Raw genomic sequence first — 17,978 nt, 5'->3', positions numbered from 1 at the left:
GAATATCTGCAGGACGACAATACAAGCCCATTTGAGCGCTGGTATTCCAGTCTGGATTCCAAGCCCGGAAGAAAGCAGAAAAGAGCACGAGGTAACGCAATGGCTCTCACACGAAGCTACAAACACACGATTGCCGAACGCGCCAGGCGTGAGCCTGAGTTTGCGCAGGCTCTGCTGGACGAAGCCGCAACCCTGTTTTTGAACGGAGAACCAGAGCTAGCGAGGATGATCCTTCGTGACCTCATCAATGCCACCGTCGGTTTCGAAGAGCTGGCTAAGGAAACCTCCAAACCGAGCAAAAGCTTGCACCGGATGCTCTCAGCCAAAGGCAATCCAAGCATGGATAACCTTGCGGCGATATTTGCGGTCATTCGCACTACGCTAGGAGTAGATATGCAGGTACATGCTGTACCTGCACACTGATTTTAGCTCTGCATGGAAATGCGACTTGAGACAGTGCTGCTCTCTTGAAAGGTGCTATGGCAGGGCACACAACCGCTTCACCTTCCTGCGGGAGTAAGCTCCCCCGCCGCCGCCCCGCACCTGAAGATCTGTTGCTACAGTTAGCACGAGCCCTGCGACCCTACACCGCACATGGCTTTTTTACTTCTGACCCCCGATCAGGCTAAATACCGCCACCTGATCGCCCAACGAGCGGATTCGCCCATGTCCCGACAACGGCTAGCATTTGCCTGGATCGCCTGCTTCGCAGTGCTGTTCAACATGCTTGCCATGCCGCTTTCCGGCAACGCGAGTGCGAAGATGGATGCGCCAGCCGAGCAGCTGTTGTGGGGCAGTTTCTGCTCGTCCAGTGGCACGAAGATGATGGCGATTTCCCTGGGCACGCTTGAGCAAAGTACGCCCCGCAAGGACGATCACTCGACCATGCAGCATTGCTGGTGCTGCGCGGGCTCGACGGTGCTGGTGGCACTCACCGGGAATGTCCCACAGTTGTACCTGGATGCCCAGTTAGCCCATCGCGCAGCTTCCCAGCGAAAGCTCGACAGCCCCACGCCACGCCAGCAATGGCCGAGCCTCAATCCCCGCGCCTCGCCCCTGGTCTGATTCCTCCGCATAAAAAACCGCGTCCTGAATTTTCCGGAGAATCACCATGTTGAACCGACTCATTCTGCTGGCAGCCTTGCTGCTCCCCGTTGGCTTTGCCCAGGCTCACCAATACAAGGTGGGTGAACTGGAGATCGCCCATCCCTGGTCCCAGGAACTGCCGCCCAATGCGCCGACCGTGGCCGCGTACTTCGTGATCCAGAACACCGGTAAAACCGCCGACAAACTGCTCGGCGTCGACTCGCCGATCGCCGGCAAGGCCGAGCTTCACGAGCATGTGAAGCAAGACGACCTGATGAAGATGCAACCCGTGCCGACCGTCACGATTGCCCCCGGCGCGACCATCACCTTCGCCCCGATGGCTTACCACGTGATGCTGCTGGACCTGAAGGATCGCAGCTTGCTGAGCGATGGCAAACGCTTTGCCATGACCCTGCACTTCGAAAAAGCCGGGGATGTGACTGTCGACGTCGCGGTGCAGAAAAAAGCCCCGGACGGGACTAGAACCGAAGCCCACACGCACTGATCGCAGCGCCCATGCCGCGTTCCCGCGCCAGGCCTTCCATGCCCCGTCGTCAGCCGTTGAGCCTGACACGCGGCAGTTGGATCAGCCTGTTCGCCATGTTGATGATCTTTATCGGCCCACTGATCTCTCAGTCGATGCCGATGGATCAACGCATGCCTTCGTCCATGAGCATGACCATGCCTATGGACATGGACATGCCGGCGAGCGCCCACGCCGGGCATGAGGCGCCAGCAGCCGAACACTGCCCGCCGCAAAGCGAGCATCACGCGCTGTGGGAAAAATGCGGCTATTGCAACCTGCTGTCCAACTGCCCGGCATTGCCTGGCGGTCACACCTTTGCCGTCTACGACACACCACCCCCGCATACCTTCACCAGTCCTTCCCCACGCCTGGGTCATGCCCGGCCGTCCTTCTTCCCGGGTGCCCGCACCCGTGCCCCACCCGTCGCAGCGTAAACCCGACAAACTTCCAACCCGGTCGCAGAAGACAGCCCCAGGCTGCCCGACCGTGTCGTCCATGTCTGTTCGATGGAATCATCATGTCCAGGTTTTCTGCCGGCACCGCTTTGGGCACTGCCCAGGCCCACTGCCCCCTGAATGAGCCACGGGTTCGTTTTCGCTCCACCGTTGCCGCCATGTGCGGCCTGCTACTGACTTCCCACGCGCTGGCCGACGAGCACGATCACCCTGAAGGCCAGGTTGAAGAACTGAGCCCGACGGTCATCACCGCCATCGCGCCCAGCTCGCCCCTGACCATCGTCACCCACCCCAAGGACCCACGCCAGCCGGTACCGGCCAGCGATGGCGGTGACTACCTCAAGACCATTCCCGGTTTCGCCCTGGTGCGCAACGGCGGCACCAACGGTGATCCGGTGTTGCGGGGCATGTTCGGCTCACGGCTGAATATCCTCACCAACGGCAGCCTGATGCTGGGGGCCTGCCCCGGCCGGATGGACGCGCCGACGTCGTACATTTCGCCGGAAACCTACGACAAACTCACGGTGATCAAGGGCCCGCAAACGGTGCTCTGGGGCCCTGGTTCATCGGCCGGAACCATCCTGTTCGACCGCGAGCCGGAACAGTTCGGCGAGCTGGGCACGCGGGTCAACGCCAGCGTGCTGGCCGGTTCGAACGGGCGTTTCGACAAGGTGGTGGACGCCGCTGCGGGCGGATCGCTGGGCTATGTACGGGTGATCGGCAACACCGCTCATTCGGACGATTATCGCGATGGCAATAACGACACGGTGCCCTCGCGCTACGACAAGTGGAACGGCGACGTCACCCTCGGCTGGACGCCGGATGCCGACACCCTGCTGGAACTGACCGCCGGCAAGGGCGACGGCGAGGCGCGCTACGCCGGGCGCGGCATGGACGGTGCGCAATTCAAGCGCGAAAGCCTCGGGCTGCGCTTCGAGCGTTCGAACATCGGCAAGGTGCTGGATAAGGTCGAGGCCCAGGTCTACTACAACTACGCCGATCATGTGATGGACAACTACACACTGCGTACGCCGTCCGGGACCGGGATGATGGCCGGGCCCATGGCTTCCAACGTCGACCGGCGCACCCTCGGCGCGCGCATCAAAGCCACCTGGCACTGGGCCGATGTGCAATTGATCAGCGGCCTGGACGCGCAGACCAACGAACATCGCCAGCGCAGCAGCATGGGCGTCGACACCTACAAGGACCTGCCGCGCACCAAGGACGCCGACTTTCACAACTACGGCGTGTTCAGCGAATTGACCTGGTACGCCGCCGACCGCGACAGGCTGATCAGCGGCGCCCGCCTCGACCGCGCCTCGGCCAGGGATTACCGGCAGAGCATCGGTTCCGGCATGACCGCCCGGCCCAATCCCACTGCCGACGACACCCGCGCCGACACCCTGCCCAGCGGCTTCGTCCGCTACGAGCACGACCTGGCCGACAGCCCCACCACGGTTTACGCCGGCCTGGGCCACGCGCAACGCTTCCCCGACTACTGGGAACTGTTCTCGGCGAACGCCGGCCCCAGCGGCTCGCGCAATGCCTTCGACGCAATCAAGCCGGAGAAAACCACCCAGTTCGATTTCGGCCTGCAGTACAAGACCGAGACGCTCGAAGCCTGGGCGTCGGGTTATGTCGGGCAGGTGCGCGACTACATCCTGTTTGACTACACGCCCGGCATGATGGGCAGTACCTCCCGGGCCGAAAACATCGATGCGCGAATCATGGGCGGTGAGTTGGGCGCGGCCTACAAGCTGACGGAGCGCTGGAAGGCCGATGCGACCCTGGCCTACGCCTGGGGCAAGAACAGCAGCGATGGCAGCGCCCTGGCGCAGATGCCACCGCTGGACGCTCGCCTGGGCCTGACCTACAGCGAAGACCGCTGGAGCGCCGGTGCGCTGTGGCGCGTGGTGGCGGCGCAGCGCCGGATCGATGAGAACAAGGGCAACGTGGTCGGCAAGGACTACGGCAACAGCTCGGGCTTCGGCGTGTTCTCCCTCAACGGCGCCTACCGCATCAACACGCACTGGAAGGTCAGCAGCGGCGTCGACAACCTGTTCGGCAAAGCCTACGCCGAGCACCTGAACCTGGCCGGCAACGCCGGGTTCGGTTACCCGGCGAGCGACCCGCAAGCCATCAACGAGCCGGGGCGCACGCTCTGGACCAAGGTGGATATGAGTTTCTAACAACAAAAACTGCACAAAACCTGTGGGAGCGAGCCTGCTCGCGATGCGGTCTATCAGTCACATCCGTGCTGAATGTACCGCCGCTTTCGCGAGCAGGCTCGCTCCCACAGGGATATGACCGTACAACCCAATTTGCCCTGCGGAGCGCTTTTCGATGAGCCAACCGAAACCGAATTTCTACAACCTGGCCTGGCGCTGGCATTTTTATGCCGGGCTGTTCGTGGCACCGTTCATGGTCATGCTGGCCCTGACCGGGATCATTTACCTGTTCAAGCCGCAACTCGACCCGCTGATGTATGGCAGCCTGCTGAACGTACCGGCCGGGCATCACACCCTGGCAGCGGACGCCCTGCTCAAGCAGGTCCGCCAGGCCTACCCCGAAGGCCAGGTCAAACAGTACCTGCCACCGATGAACCCCGAGCGCAGCGCGCAATTCGTGGTGATCGACAAGGGCCGCGAGCTGAACGTGTTCATCGACCCGTACCATGGCGACGTCCTCGGCGAGCAGGATGCCAAGAACAACCTGCAAGCCATGGCCCGGGCCATCCACGGGGAACTGCTCATTGGCACGGTCGGTGACCGACTGGTGGAAATGGCCGCCGGCTGGGGCGTGGTGCTGGTGGTCTCGGGGGTGTTCCTGTGGTGGCCGCGCGGGCAATCGTCGGCCGGGGTGTTGTGGCCACGCTGGAGCGCGCGCGGCCGGCTGTTCTGGCGTGACCTGCATGTGGTGGCGGGTTTCTGGGGCGCAGCCTTCCTGTTGGTGATGCTGCTCAGCGGCATGACCTGGACCGGTTTCTGGGGCAAGCAATACGCCGATCTCTGGAACCGCTTCCCGGCGGCGATGTGGAACGACGTGCCCAAGTCCGACGTCGAGGCCGGCAGCCTCAACAACGCCCACCGCCAGACCGTGCCCTGGGCCATGGAAAACACCCCGATGCCGATGTCCGGCGACCACGCTGAACACATGAACCACAGCGGCGCCCATGAGGGCCCGGCCGCACCCACCGTCAGCCTGCAAGCGGTGCAGGACATCGCCCGCGAACGCACCGTCGAGCCGGGCTACAGCATCACCCTGCCGACCACCTCGACCGGCGTGTTCACCATTGCCGTGTTCGCCGATGACCCGCGCGACGACGCGACCCTGCACGTTGACCAGTACACCGGCAAGGTCCTGGCCGATGTGCGCTGGGAACACTACAGCCTGGTGGCCCGCGCCACCGAAACCGGCGTGATGCTGCACGAAGGGAAGATGTTCGGCCCGCTGAACCAGATCATCGTGCTGCTGATCTGCCTGATGATCCTGCTCAGCGCCGTGAGCGGCGTGGTGATCTGGTGGAAGCGCCGGCCCCAGGGCAAGTTCGGCGTACCGCCGCTGCGCCACGACCTGCCAACCTGGAAGACCGGCGTCTTTATCATGCTGGCCCTGGCGGTGGTGTTTCCGTTGGTCGGGGCATCGCTGGTGGTGGTGTGGCTGCTGGATTGGCTCGTCACCCGATTCACTCGCCAGGCTGAGGTGGCTTCATCTTCAAGTTGAAGACGCTGCGTTAACGAAAGGCGGCGCGAAACCTCTACAATCGCGCCCGCTACCGAGTTGCAAACCCAGTCCAAAAATGTGGGAGCGAGCCTGCTCGCGATAGCGGTGGATCAGTCAGTAGCGTTGTGACTGACGGACCGCTATCGCGAGCAGGCTCGCTCCCACAGGGGGATAAGTGTTCAACCCCATCATCCGAGTACCCGCATGACCTCGCTCACCCTCTCCCACCTCGCCTGGACACCCCTGGGCCATGGTCACGGCCATCACCCGTTCCAGCTGCGTGACGTCACGTTGCAGGTGGCGGCGGGAGAGTTCGTCGGGCTGATCGGACCCAATGGCAGCGGCAAGACCAGCCTGTTGCGCTGCGCCTATCGTTTCAGCCGGCCGGAAAATGGCGAGGTCAAGCTGGCCCACCACAACGTCTGGAAACAGTCCTCGCGCTGGTGCGCCCAACGCATCGCCGTGGTGCTGCAAGAGTTTCCCGACGCCTTCGGCCTGACGGTGGAAGAGGTTGTCGCCATGGGCCGCACGCCCCACAAAGGCCTGTTCGATGGCGACACCGCAGAGGATCGGCGCCTGGTCCTCCAGGCACTGGCGGCGGCAGGGCTTGAAGGCTTCGGCGAACACGCCTTCGCCACACTGTCCGGCGGTGAAAAGCAACGGGTGATCCTGGCGCGCGCGCTGGCCCAGCAACCGCAATTGCTGATCCTCGATGAGCCAACCAACCACCTCGACCCGCACTACCAATTGCAATTGCTGCAATTGATCAAGGGCCTGGGCATCGGCACCCTCGCCAGCCTTCACGACTTGAACCTGGCCGCCGCGTTCTGTGACCGGCTGTACGTGATCGATCACGGCCGAATTGTCGCCAATGGCACGCCCAGGGAAGTCCTGACGGTCGGGCTGTTGCGTGAGGTGTTCGGCATTGACGCGCTGGTGGATGAACACCCTCTGTCCGGCTACCCACGAATCACCTGGATAACCCAACCATGACTTTGCGTTCGCTGCTGTTGCTCCCGCTGCTCCTGGGCAGTACCCAAGCCCTGGCCGAAGCCACCCGCTACCCGTTGACGATCCAGAGCTGCAACCGCCAGGTGGTGTTCAACGAAGCCCCCCGGCATGCGGTCAGCCATGACATCAACATGACCCAGATGATGCTTGCCCTGGGGCTCAAGCCGCGCATGGTCGGCTACAGCGGCATCAGCGGCTGGAAATCGGTGACGCCGCAGATGGCGAAAATCCTCGATGGCCTGCCGGAACTGGCCGCCAAGTACCCGTCGGTGGAGACCCTGCTCAACGCCGATGTGGATTTCTTTTTCGCCGGGTGGGACTACGGCATGCGGGTCGGCGGGGACCTGACCCCGCAAACGCTGCAACCGTTGGGCATCAACGTGTATGAACTGACCGAGTCCTGCGCGTTCGTGATGAAACGTCCGGCGGCTTCGTTGGACGACACCTACAACGACCTGCGCAATCTCGGCAGGATCTTCGACGTCCAGGACCGCGCCAACGCGTTGATCGCCACAATGCAGGCCCAGGTGGCCGACGTTCGCCAGCACCTGCCGGCCCGGCAACCCCGGGTCTTTCTGTACGACAGCGGCGAAGACCGCGCCATGACCTCGGGCCGCCTCGGCATGCCCCAGGCGCTGATCGACGCGGCGGGCGGGCGCAATATCCTCGATGACCTGGAGACCAGTTGGACCCGGGTGAACTGGGAGAATGTGGTCGAGCGCAATCCCGAGGTCATCGTGATCGTCGACTACGGCGAGGTCAGCGCCGAGCAGAAGCAGCAATTCCTGCTGAACAACCCGGCCCTGCAATCGGTGGAGGCGATCAAGCAGCGGCGCTTCATCGTAATCCCCTACGTCCAGGCCACGCCGGGGATCGATAATGTGCTGGCGGTGCAGACCCTGGCCCGGGGTTTTCACGACCGATGAACCCTCGTCGCTATGCCGGACTGCTGATCTTCCTCGGCGCCCTGATGCTGGTGTCATGCGTGGTGTCCCTGGGCTTCGGCCCGGCGCGAGTGCCAGTGGCGGTGGTCTGGGACATCCTGCTGAACAAGGCTTTGGGCATGGGCAGCGTGTACTGGACGCCCGGCCAGGAACATATCGTCTGGCTGATCCGCGTACCGCGCCTGCTGCTCGGTGCCCTGGTGGGCGCGGGGCTGGCGTTGATTGGTGCAGTGTTGCAAGCGGTCACCCGCAATCCATTGGCCGACCCGCACCTGCTGGGTGTGACCTCGGGCGCCACACTGGGAGCGGTGATCGTGGTGCTGCATGTCGGTGAGTTCATCGGCTCGCTGACCCTGCCCCTCGCGGCGTTCATCGGCGCGTTGCTGAGCATGTTGCTGGTGCTGGCGATTGCCAGTCGCCAGGGCCGCCTGGAAAGTGATCGCCTGTTGCTCTGCGGCGTGGCGGTGTCGTTCGTGATGATGGCGGCGGCCAATCTGTTGCTGTTCCTGGGTGATCATCGCGCCAGTTCGGCGGTGATGTTCTGGATGCTCGGCGGCCTGGGCCTGGCACGCTGGGAACTGCTGGCCGTGCCGGCCGCCAGTGTGTTGCTGGGATTGGTATTGCTGCTGGGCATGGCCCGGCCGTTGAACGCCTTGATGGCCGGCGAGCAGACCGCCGTGACCCTGGGCCTGAATGCCGCGAGGGTGCGTTTGTGGATTTTCCTGATCGCGTCGCTGATGACCGGCGTGCTGGTGTCCATCAGCGGCTCGATCGGTTTCGTCGGGCTGATGGTCCCGCACATCGCGAGGCGCCTTGTGGGTGCCGAGCATCGCCGGTTGCTGCCGGCCTGCGCGTTGCTCGGCAGCCTGTTCCTGGTGTGGGTGGATGTCGCCGCCCGGACCTTGATCGCGCCGGAAGACTTGCCGATTGGCGTGGCGACAGCGGCCATTGGCGGGCTGTTCTTCATCGGCCTGATGCGCCGCCGCTGAGCCATCAGCCCGGCGTCATAGTCGAAAAATGCTGTTTCAATTCCCCTGGAGAGAAGCCCCTACGCTTCACGCCATACTCCGCCGTGCCCAGGAGGGGCGACGCGTGCAGAGCGACTCCCCGCTGAGACCACACCTGCCTATGACAAAGGAGATCACTTATGTTCAGGAAAATCCTCGCCAGCCTTGCCTTGCTGTCGACCCCGATCTGGGCGGCTCCGGCCCCCTTTACCGGTACCGATTACAGCGGCCGTTATGAATGCACTGGCATGGACAGCCATATCGGCGAATACAAGGGCGTAGTGGAGATGGCCATCGATGCCAGCCAAAGCACCGGCAAGTACGGCGCCTATCACTTCACCCTGACCCTGGCGGACAACGCCTTGTACAAGGGTTTTGCCGCCGGCACTTCCGACGCGATGGCCATCTATTTCGCCCACACTGACCCAACGCTCAAGGACTACGGCATCGGCACGGCGCAGTTCGCACCGACCCTCGATGGCAAGACCGCATTCACCAAATACTATTACGGTCCTGAGTACGAAGGCGGCGGCCACGGCCTGGAATACTGCGTGAAAGGCTGAATCTCGAGCCCTCAGATATTCCCCGCGCCCCAACGTGGCGCACTGCGGCGCACCAATGCCTGCACCACGTGCCGGGCTGGTGCGCTCGCCTTCAATCCCAATCGCTCTGGAGCGAGGTTTATACGCCTGACCGCGACCAGGCACAGCGTTTGCTAAAGACACTTCAATGCCTGCATCTGCCAACCAAGAAACCCATGAGTCCACGGAGATCGCACAATGAAGCGTCGCAGCTTGATCAAGGCTTTTACACTCTCGGCAAGCATTGCCGCGATGGGCATGGCCTGGACCGTCCAGGCCGCCGAGACCATCAAGGTCGGCATTCTGCATTCGCTGTCCGGCACCATGGCGATCTCCGAGACGTCCCTCAAGGACATGGCCCTGATGACCATCGACGAGATCAACGCCAAGGGCGGCGTCAACGGCAAGCAGCTTGAAGCGGTGGTGGTGGACCCGGCCTCGAACTGGCCGCTGTTCGCTGAAAAAGGCCGGCAGTTGCTGACCCAGGAGAAGGTCGCCGTGGTGTTCGGCTGCTGGACCTCGGTGTCGCGTAAATCGGTGTTGCCGGTGTTCGAAGAACTCAATGGCCTGCTGTTCTACCCGGTGCAGTACGAAGGCGAAGAGATGTCGCCGAACGTGTTCTACACCGGCGCCGCGCCGAACCAGCAGGCGATTCCGGCGGTGGAATACCTGATGAGCGAAGAAGGCGGCAGCGCCAAGCGCTACTTCCTGCTGGGCACCGACTACGTCTACCCGCGCACCACCAACAAGATCCTGCGCTCGTTCCTGCACTCCAACGGCGTGGCGGACAAGGACATCGAAGAGGTCTACACCCCGTTCGGCCACAGCGATTACCAAACCATCGTCGCCAACATCAAGAAGTTCTCGGCCGGCGGCAAGACAGCGGTCATCTCCACGGTCAACGGCGACTCCAACGTGCCCTTCTACAAGGAACTGGCAAATCAGGGCCTGAAAGCCACCGACGTACCGGTCGTGGCGTTCTCGGTGGGCGAAGAAGAACTGCGCGGCATCGACACCAAGCCGCTGGTGGGCAACCTGGCGGCGTGGAACTACTTCGAGTCCGTGGATAACCCGGCGAACAAGAAATTCGTCGATTCGTGGAAAGCCTACGCCAAGGCCAAGAACCTGCCGGGCGCCGATAAAGCAGTGACCAACGACCCGATGGAAGCCACTTACGTGGGTATCCACATGTGGGCGCAAGCGGTGGAGAAAGCCAAGTCCACCGACGTCGACAAGGTTCGCGAAGCCCTGGCCGGCCAGACCTTCGCCGCACCGTCGGGCTACACCCTGACCATGGACAAGACCAACCACCACCTGCACAAGCCGGTGATGATCGGCGAGATCCAGGCCGACGGTCAGTTCAACGTGGTCTGGCAGACCGAAGGGCCGATCCGCGCCCAACCGTGGAGCCCGTTCATCGCGGGCAACGACAAGAAGCCCGACTATGCGGTGAAGGGTAACTGAGCCCATGGGTGTCGGCCCGGATCCCGGGACCGACACACTCCCCCTGTGGGAGCGGGCTTGCTCGCGAATGCGGCAGTTCAGCCAGAGCACATGTGACTGACCCACCGCATTCGCGAGCAAGCCCGCTCCCACAAAAGAAAGACCGCGCAAGGCCTAGCATATGCCCACTGCCCTTTACCGCCTCATCCTCGCCATCGCACTCTTGCTGCCACTGGCCACCCACGCCGGCGAAGCCGAAGACTTCGTCGCCGCCAACCCGACCCAGCAGGCCAGGCTCTTGGAAGAATGGGCCGCGCAGCCTGAGGCCGGGCGTGTCGAGCTGATCGATGCCTTGCAGCAAGGCCAATTGACCGTCGACGGCCAGCCCAAGACCCTGCGCCTGAACAACCGCCTGCGCGGGCTGATCGAAACTGCCCTCGCCAGCCATCAACTGCTCGCCAGCGATGCCCATGTGCGCCTGGTTGCAGCGCAGCAATTGCAGAAAAGTGCGCGCCCGGCCCAGTTGGCGTTTCTCGACCGACAGCTCGCAGGTGAGCAGGACGAAGCGGTGCATGCCGCCCTGAGCCTGGCCCTGGCAAACCTGCAACTGGTGGACGCCAACCCGAGCGTGCGCCTGGCCGCCGTTCGACTGCTGGGTGAAACCGGCGATCCGCTGGCCCGCACCCGGCTCGAAGGCCTGCTGGAGCCCGGCGTCGAAACCGATGCCACGGTGCGTACCGCCGCCGAAACCAGTCTCGCCCAGGTCAAGCGCAAACTGCTGGTGGGCGAGTTGCTGGGCCAGGCGTTCAGCGGCATGTCCCTGGGCTCGATCCTGTTGCTCGCGGCCTTGGGTCTTGCGATCACCTTCGGCCTGCTGGGGGTGATCAACATGGCCCACGGCGAGATGCTGATGCTCGGCGCCTATTCCACGTATGGGGTGCAGATGCTGTTCCAGCGCTTCGCCCCCAACGCTATCGAGTTCTACCCGCTGATCGCCCTGCCGGTGGCATTTTTCATCACTGCCGCGATCGGCATGGCCCTGGAGCGCACGGTGATCCGCCACCTCTACGGGCGCCCGCTGGAAACCCTGCTCGCCACCTGGGGCATCAGCCTGATGCTGATCCAACTGGTGCGCCTGGTGTTCGGCGCGCAGAACGTCGAAGTCGCCAACCCGGCCTGGCTGTCGGGCGGGATCCAGGTGTTGCCGAACCTGGTGCTGCCGTACAACCGCATCGTCATCATCGCGTTCGCGCTGTCCGTGGTGGTGCTCACCTGGTTACTGCTGAACAAGACCCGCCTGGGCCTGAACGTGCGCGCCGTGACCCAGAACCGCAACATGGCGGCCTGCTGCGGCGTGCCCACCGGTCGCGTGGACATGCTCGCCTTCGGCCTCGGCTCGGGCATCGCCGGGCTCGGAGGCGTGGCGTTGAGCCAGATCGGCAACGTCGGCCCGGACCTGGGCCAGAGCTACATCATCGACTCGTTCCTGGTGGTGGTGCTCGGCGGGGTCGGCCAATTGGCCGGCAGCGTGTTTGCCGCGTTCGGGCTGGGCATCGCCAACAAGATTCTCGAACCGCAGATCGGCGCCGTGCTCGGCAAGATCCTCATCCTGGCGTTGATCATTCTGTTTATCCAGAAGCGTCCGCAAGGCCTCTTCGCGCTCAAAGGACGGGTAATCGACTGATGAACCAGCCCCTGATGCTCACGGCCGCGCAAAAGGCCGGCCCCAAACTCACCCTCGCCGTCGGCGCGCTGATCCTGGCGACGCTGCTGAGCCTGCCGCTGCTGTCGCTGTTGGCGGCGGACCACCCGCTGCACGTCTCGGCTTACACCCTGACGCTGGTGGGCAAGATTCTCTGCTACGCCATCGTCGCCCTGGCGCTGGACCTGGTCTGGGGCTACGCCGGGCTGCTCTCCCTCGGTCACGGTCTGTTCTTCGCCCTGGGCGGCTATGCCATGGGCATGTACCTGATGCGCCAGGCCGCCGGTGATGGCTTGCCGGCCTTCATGACCTTCCTGTCGTGGAGCGAACTGCCCTGGTACTGGGCCGGCACCCATAGTTTCCTCTGGGCCCTGTGCCTGGTGGTGCTGGCGCCGGGCGTGCTGGCACTGGTGTTCGGTTTCTTCGCCTTTCGTTCGCGGATCAAGGGCGTGTATTTCTCGATCATGACCCAGGCCCTGACGTTCGCCGGGATGCTGCTGTTCTTTCGCAACGAGACCGGGTTTGGCGGCAACAACGGCTTCACCAATTTCCGCACGATCCTGGGCTTTGGGATCACCGAGCCGGGGACCCGGGCGGTGCTGTTCCTGGCGACGGTATTGCTGCTGGTCGCCAGCCTGTTCATCGGCTGGCGCCTGGCCCGCAGCAAGTTCGGCCGAGTGCTCACCGCGCTGCGGGACGCCGAGAACCGGCTGATGTTCTGTGGCTACGATCCCCGCGGGTTCAAGCTGTTCGTCTGGGTGCTGAGCGCGGTCCTTTGCGGCCTGGCCGGGGCGTTGTACGTGCCACAGGTGGGTATCATCAACCCCAGCGAAATGTCACCGACCAACTCCATCGAAGCCGCCGTGTGGGTCGCCCTCGGCGGGCGCGGCACACTGATCGGGCCGCTGCTGGGCGCCGGCGTGGTCAACGGCATGAAAAGCTGGTTCACCGTGGCGTTTCCCGAGTACTGGCTGTTTTTCCTCGGGGCACTGTTCATCATCGTGACCCTGTATTTGCCAAAGGGTGTGATCGGCTTGCTGAAGAAAAGGGGTGAGCAATGAGAGTCACGGCGAGCGCTGAATTCATGCTGGAGCCGGTCATTTTCCCGCTCCCGGATCCCAACAAGGACGCCGGCAGCAGCCGCGATGCGATCGGTCTCGGCCACTCCGCAGGCCCGGGCCTGAACACCCGTCACGGCACGATCCTGACCCTGGAAGACATCAGCGTCAGCTTCGACGGCTTCAAGGCCTTGAATGATCTGAACCTGTACATCGGCGTCGGCGAATTGCGCTGCATCATCGGCCCCAACGGCGCGGGCAAGACCACGCTGATGGACGTGATCACCGGCAAGACCCGCCCCAGCCACGGCAAAGCCTGGTTCGGCGAAACCCTCGACCTGACCAGCATGGGCGAAGTGCAGATTGCCCAGGCCGGCATCGGTCGCAAGTTCCAGAAGCCCACGGTGTTCGAGGCCCTGAGTGTGTTCGAGAACCTGGAGCTGGCGCTGAAAACCGACAAGTCGGTGTGGGCCAGCCTGCGGGCCAGGCTCAGCGGCGAGCAGCGCGACCGTATCCACGAAGTGTTGGAGACCGTCCGCCTGACGACCTCGGCGCATCGCGCGGCCGGGTTGCTGTCCCACGGCCAGAAGCAGTTCCTGGAGATCGGCATGCTGCTGGTCCAGGACCCGCAACTGTTGCTGCTCGACGAACCCGTGGCGGGCATGACCGACGCCGAAACCGACTTCACCGCCGAGCTGTTCAAGTCCCTGGCGGGCAAGCATTCGCTGATGGTGGTGGAACACGACATGGGCTTCGTCGGCGCGATTGCCGACCACGTCACCGTGCTGCACCAGGGCAGCGTGCTGGCCGAGGGGTCGCTGGCGCAGGTGCAGGACAACGAGCGGGTGATCGAGGTGTATCTCGGTCGCTAGCGCGGAAAATGCTGTTCCCCTGTGGGAGCGAGCCTGCTCGCGATGGCGGCGGCACATTCAACACCTAAGCAAGCTGACCCACCGCTATCGCGAGCAGGCTCGCTCCCACAGGGGACTTGAGGAGAATCTGGAACATGCTGCAAGTCGACAAGCTCCACCAATACTACGGCGGTAGCCACATCCTGCGCGGCCTGTCGTTCGACGTGAAGGTCGGCGAGGTGACGTGCCTGCTGGGACGCAACGGCGTGGGCAAGACCACCCTGCTTAAATGCCTGATGGGCCTGCTGCCAGCCAGGGAAGGCGCGGTGAACTGGGAGGGCAAGACCATCACCGCGTTCAAACCGCACCAGCGGGTGCATGCCGGCATTGCCTACGTGCCCCAGGGCCGGGAGATTTTCGGGCGGCTGACGGTGGAAGAAAACCTGTTGATGGGCCTGTCGCGCTTTCCTGGTTCCGAAGCCAGGGAAGTGCCGGCGTTCATCTACGAGTTGTTCCCGGTACTGCTGCAAATGAAACACCGCCGTGGCGGTGACCTGTCCGGCGGCCAGCAACAGCAGCTCGCCATCGGCCGGGCCCTGGCCAGCCGTCCGCGCCTGCTGATTCTCGACGAGCCCACCGAAGGCATCCAGCCCTCGGTGATCAAGGAGATCGGCGTGGTCATCAAGAAACTGGCAGCCCGGGGCGACATGGCCATTTTGCTGGTGGAGCAGTTCTACGACTTCGCCGCCGAGCTGGCCGATCAGTACCTGGTGATGTCCCGGGGTGAGATCGTGCAGCAGGGGCGCGGAGAAAACATGGAAGCGGAGGGTGTGCGCGGGCTGGTTACCATCTAGTCTGTAGCGTCCTGACGATCATCAGAAATCATGAACCTACCTTTATCCGCGACCGCCCTGTTCACGCCCAGCTGGCACGCCGAGCTGGAACTGGGCTACGCCCGGTTCGGTGACTGCACACGCCCGGTACAGCGCCGCCATAAAGGCCCGCTGCGGGTGCAAAAACATCTGTACGCCGAGGGCCCCGAGGTGTGCCAGCACATCATCGTCCATCCGCCCGGCGGGATTGCCGGCGGCGACCGCCTGGAGATCCGTGCCGATGTCGGCCCCGGCGCCTGGGCGCAACTGACCAGCCCTGGCGCGGCCAAGTGGTACCGCGCCGCCGGCCCGGCGTACCAGCAATTGACCCTGAGCGTCGCCCCCGGCGCGACCCTGGAATGGCTGCCCCAGGAAACCATCGTGTTCAGCGCGGCCCAGGCAGAACTCGGCACCGTCATCGACCTGCAGGGCGACGGGCGCCTGTTCTACTGGGACGTGGTTGCCCTCGGCCGACCGGCCAGCGGCGAGCGCTTTGACCTCGGGCATTTCCAGTCGCGACTGGACATCCGCCGCGACGGCCAGTTGCTCTGGCATGAGCGCCAGCGCATCGTCGGCGGTGACAGCTTGCTGGACTCGCCCATCGGGCTCGGCGGCGATCCGGTGTTTGCCACGTTGCTGGTGACGGGGGAAATCGATAGCCAATTGTTGGAGCAATGCCGATCCCTGGGCCATGCCGTGCGCGGAGACCTGACCCAGTTGCCTGGGCTGCTGGTCGCGCGGTGCCTGGCGAGCGAGGCGTTGCTGGCGCGGGGCTGGTTGATTGAACTGTGGCGGTTGCTGCGTCCGGCGTTGCTGGGCCGAGAAGCCATACCACCCCGAATCTGGAGCACCTGAATTGCTTCCTGTGGGAGCGAGCCTGCTCGCGATGGCGGTGTGTCAGTCAACATCCATGTTGAATGTTCAGTTGCTATCGCGAGCAGGCTCGCTCCCACAGGGGACCGTTATTCAGCCCGAAATTTTTTATCTGCCCTTATGGACTGCACATGGACCTGACCCCACGCGAAAAAGACAAGTTGCTGATCTTCACCGCCGGCCTCGTCGCCGAGCGGCGGCTGGCCCGTGGCTTGAAGCTCAACTACCCGGAGGCCATGGCCTTTATCTCCGCGGCGCTGCTCGAAGGCGCCCGTGACGGCCAGACCGTGGCCGAACTGATGCACTACGGCACGACGTTGCTGAGTCGCGAACAGGTGATGGAGGGCATCCCGGAAATGATCCCGGAGATCCAGGTCGAGGCGACATTTCCCGACGGCACCAAACTGGTCACCGTCCACCAACCCATCGCCTGAGGTCACGCCATGACTGACTCCGTGCGTGACGCACAACCTGCCGACCTGCCGGCGATCCGCGATATCTACAACGATGCCGTGCTCAACACCACCGCGATCTGGAACGATGCGACCGTGGACCTGGGCAATCGCCAGGCGTGGTTCAGCGCCCGGCAGTCCCAGGGCTATCCGGTGCTGGTCGCCGTCGATGGCGAGCAGAACGTGCTCGGCTACGCTTCATTCGGCGACTGGCGGCCGTTCGACGGCTTCCGCCACACCGTGGAGCACTCGGTGTACGTGCGCAGCGACCAGCGCGGTCGGGGTATCGGGCCGCTGTTGATGAGCGCACTGATCGAGCACGCCAGAGACGGGGGCAAGCACATCATGGTCGCCGCCATCGAGAGCGGAAATGCTGCCTCGATCCGCCTGCATGAGCGGGTCGGTTTCGTCACCACCGGGCACATGCCCCAAGTGGGCACCAAGTTCGGCCAGTGGCTGGACCTGACTTTCATGCAATTGAACCTCAATCCCGGCGCGCCCGCGCCTGCCGCCGACAAGGAGTGAAACCCGATGAACGCCGCCCAGTTGCGTCGAGTCCACGCTGAAAGCTTTGCGCATTATCGCCAGGGCCTGATCGATCTGTTGCTCGACGCCGTGGGCCACGGCGCCAGCGTAGGGTTCATGGCCGACCTCGATGCCGTCCAGGCCCGCGCCCATTTCGATGAGGTCCAGGCCAGCCTCAACCAGGGCAGCCTGCTGCTGTGGGTGGTGGTCAAGGACGAGCAGGTCCAGGCCAGCGTGCAGCTCGCGCTGTGCCAGAAACCCAACGGGCTGAACCGCGCCGAGGTGCAGAAGCTGCTCGTGCGCGGCGAAGCCCGCCGTCGGGGTTTGGGCCAGCAATTGATGAACGCCCTGGAGCTCGGTGCGCGCCAGTACAAGCGCGGCCTGCTCTACCTCGACACCGCAGCCGGATCCGAGGCGGAAGCCTTTTACCGCGCCATGGGCTACACCCGCGTCGGTGAATTGCCCGACTACTGCCAGAGCCCGGACGGGACGTACTCGCCGACCGCCATTTACTTCAAGACGTTGGAAAAGCCGCAATGATTCCAGGCCAATACCAGACCCAGCCCGGCGACATCGAACTCAACGTCGGCCGTCGCACCCTGACGCTGAACGTCGCCAACAGCGGCGATCGGCCGATCCAGGTCGGTTCGCACTACCACTTTTTCGAAACCAATGACGCCCTGACCTTCGACCGCGCTGCCAGCCGGGGCATGCGCCTGAACATCCCAGCCGGCACTGCCGTGCGCTTCGAACCGGGACAGAGCCGGGAAGTCGAGCTTGTCGATCTGGCCGGGCATCGCCGGGTATTCGGGTTTGCCGGGCGGGTGATGGGCGACCTCTAGGTCGTAGCTCGTTCCCACGCTCTGCGT

At 63.7% G+C, this 17,978-nt stretch carries 20 protein-coding genes; all 20 read left to right on the top strand.

What is annotated here, in order from left to right:
- The first annotated feature begins 99 nt into the window (after window positions 1-99).
- The 20 genes from J7E36_RS08810 (at window position 100) to J7E36_RS08715 (ending at window position 17,951) form a co-directional block, all read left to right on the top strand.
- Window positions 100-423: a DNA-binding protein gene (locus J7E36_RS08810; RefSeq protein WP_215001975.1), complete on the top strand. Its 324-nt coding sequence runs from the start codon at window positions 100-102 to the stop codon at window positions 421-423.
- Between the two features lie 243 nt (window positions 424-666).
- Window positions 667-1,065 carry a DUF2946 domain-containing protein gene (locus tag J7E36_RS08805; RefSeq protein WP_215001923.1) on the top strand — a complete coding sequence of 133 codons (399 nt, stop codon included), beginning with the start codon at window positions 667-669 and terminating at the stop codon, window positions 1,063-1,065.
- Between the two features lie 46 nt (window positions 1,066-1,111).
- Complete coding sequence (locus J7E36_RS08800) at window positions 1,112-1,591, top strand: copper chaperone PCu(A)C (RefSeq protein ID WP_215001921.1); 480 nt, start codon at window positions 1,112-1,114, stop codon at window positions 1,589-1,591.
- Between the two features lie 11 nt (window positions 1,592-1,602).
- On the top strand, window positions 1,603-2,046 hold the full coding sequence (locus J7E36_RS08795) for a DUF2946 domain-containing protein (protein WP_251030564.1): 444 nt from the start codon (window positions 1,603-1,605) through the stop codon (window positions 2,044-2,046).
- A gap of 83 nt (window positions 2,047-2,129) precedes the next feature.
- On the top strand, window positions 2,130-4,256 hold the full coding sequence (locus J7E36_RS08790; RefSeq protein ID WP_215001919.1) for a TonB-dependent copper receptor: 2,127 nt from the start codon (window positions 2,130-2,132) through the stop codon (window positions 4,254-4,256).
- A 154-nt stretch (window positions 4,257-4,410) separates the two neighbouring features.
- Complete coding sequence (locus tag J7E36_RS08785; RefSeq protein ID WP_215001916.1) at window positions 4,411-5,790, top strand: PepSY-associated TM helix domain-containing protein; 1,380 nt, start codon at window positions 4,411-4,413, stop codon at window positions 5,788-5,790.
- A gap of 204 nt (window positions 5,791-5,994) precedes the next feature.
- Window positions 5,995-6,783: an ABC transporter ATP-binding protein gene (locus tag J7E36_RS08780; protein ID WP_215001914.1), complete on the top strand. Its 789-nt coding sequence runs from the start codon at window positions 5,995-5,997 to the stop codon at window positions 6,781-6,783.
- Window positions 6,780-7,727 (top strand): ABC transporter substrate-binding protein, encoded by a 948-nt coding sequence (locus J7E36_RS08775; RefSeq protein WP_215001912.1) that lies wholly within the window; start codon window positions 6,780-6,782, stop codon window positions 7,725-7,727. The genes J7E36_RS08780 and J7E36_RS08775 overlap by 4 nt, the downstream gene beginning before the upstream one ends.
- Window positions 7,724-8,734 (top strand): FecCD family ABC transporter permease, encoded by a 1,011-nt coding sequence (locus J7E36_RS08770; protein WP_215001910.1) that lies wholly within the window; start codon window positions 7,724-7,726, stop codon window positions 8,732-8,734. Before J7E36_RS08775 ends, J7E36_RS08770 begins: the two co-directional genes overlap by 4 nt.
- Window positions 8,735-8,892: 158 nt before the next feature.
- Window positions 8,893-9,315 (top strand): hypothetical protein, encoded by a 423-nt coding sequence (locus J7E36_RS08765; protein WP_215001908.1) that lies wholly within the window; start codon window positions 8,893-8,895, stop codon window positions 9,313-9,315.
- Between the two features lie 216 nt (window positions 9,316-9,531).
- Window positions 9,532-10,797 carry an urea ABC transporter substrate-binding protein gene (gene urtA / locus J7E36_RS08760; protein ID WP_215001906.1) on the top strand — a complete coding sequence of 422 codons (1,266 nt, stop codon included), beginning with the start codon at window positions 9,532-9,534 and terminating at the stop codon, window positions 10,795-10,797.
- Window positions 10,798-10,957: 160 nt separating this feature from the next.
- Entirely contained in the window at window positions 10,958-12,460 is a 1,503-nt protein-coding gene (gene urtB / locus J7E36_RS08755; protein ID WP_215001904.1) for an urea ABC transporter permease subunit UrtB, read from the top strand.
- A complete protein-coding gene (gene urtC / locus J7E36_RS08750) occupies window positions 12,460-13,539 on the top strand; it encodes an urea ABC transporter permease subunit UrtC (protein WP_215001902.1) in 1,080 nt (359 codons plus the stop codon). The genes urtB and urtC overlap by 1 nt, the downstream gene beginning before the upstream one ends.
- Window positions 13,536-14,408 (top strand): urea ABC transporter ATP-binding protein UrtD, encoded by an 873-nt coding sequence (urtD, locus tag J7E36_RS08745; protein ID WP_435304164.1) that lies wholly within the window; start codon window positions 13,536-13,538, stop codon window positions 14,406-14,408. Before urtC ends, urtD begins: the two co-directional genes overlap by 4 nt.
- A 134-nt stretch (window positions 14,409-14,542) precedes the next feature.
- Window positions 14,543-15,241 carry an urea ABC transporter ATP-binding subunit UrtE gene (gene urtE / locus J7E36_RS08740; protein WP_215001900.1) on the top strand — a complete coding sequence of 233 codons (699 nt, stop codon included), beginning with the start codon at window positions 14,543-14,545 and terminating at the stop codon, window positions 15,239-15,241.
- A gap of 30 nt (window positions 15,242-15,271) precedes the next feature.
- Complete coding sequence (locus J7E36_RS08735) at window positions 15,272-16,114, top strand: urease accessory protein UreD (RefSeq protein WP_215001898.1); 843 nt, start codon at window positions 15,272-15,274, stop codon at window positions 16,112-16,114.
- Between the two features lie 149 nt (window positions 16,115-16,263).
- Complete coding sequence (locus tag J7E36_RS08730; RefSeq protein ID WP_102881974.1) at window positions 16,264-16,566, top strand: urease subunit gamma; 303 nt, start codon at window positions 16,264-16,266, stop codon at window positions 16,564-16,566.
- Between the two features lie 9 nt (window positions 16,567-16,575).
- Complete coding sequence (locus J7E36_RS08725) at window positions 16,576-17,109, top strand: GNAT family N-acetyltransferase (protein ID WP_215001896.1); 534 nt, start codon at window positions 16,576-16,578, stop codon at window positions 17,107-17,109.
- Window positions 17,110-17,115: 6 nt separating this feature from the next.
- A complete protein-coding gene (locus J7E36_RS08720; protein WP_215001894.1) occupies window positions 17,116-17,649 on the top strand; it encodes a GNAT family N-acetyltransferase in 534 nt (177 codons plus the stop codon).
- Window positions 17,646-17,951 carry an urease subunit beta gene (locus J7E36_RS08715; RefSeq protein ID WP_215001892.1) on the top strand — a complete coding sequence of 102 codons (306 nt, stop codon included), beginning with the start codon at window positions 17,646-17,648 and terminating at the stop codon, window positions 17,949-17,951. The genes J7E36_RS08720 and J7E36_RS08715 overlap by 4 nt, the downstream gene beginning before the upstream one ends.
- Window positions 17,952-17,978 lie beyond the last annotated feature (27 nt).

The sequence above is a fragment of the Pseudomonas fluorescens genome, assembly GCF_018614775.1.
GTDB classification, from domain to species: Bacteria; Pseudomonadota; Gammaproteobacteria; order Pseudomonadales; family Pseudomonadaceae; genus Aquipseudomonas; species Aquipseudomonas fluorescens_BY.
The sequence above is the reverse complement of the archived record's forward strand: the minus strand, read 5'-3'. Positions and strand labels throughout refer to the sequence as shown.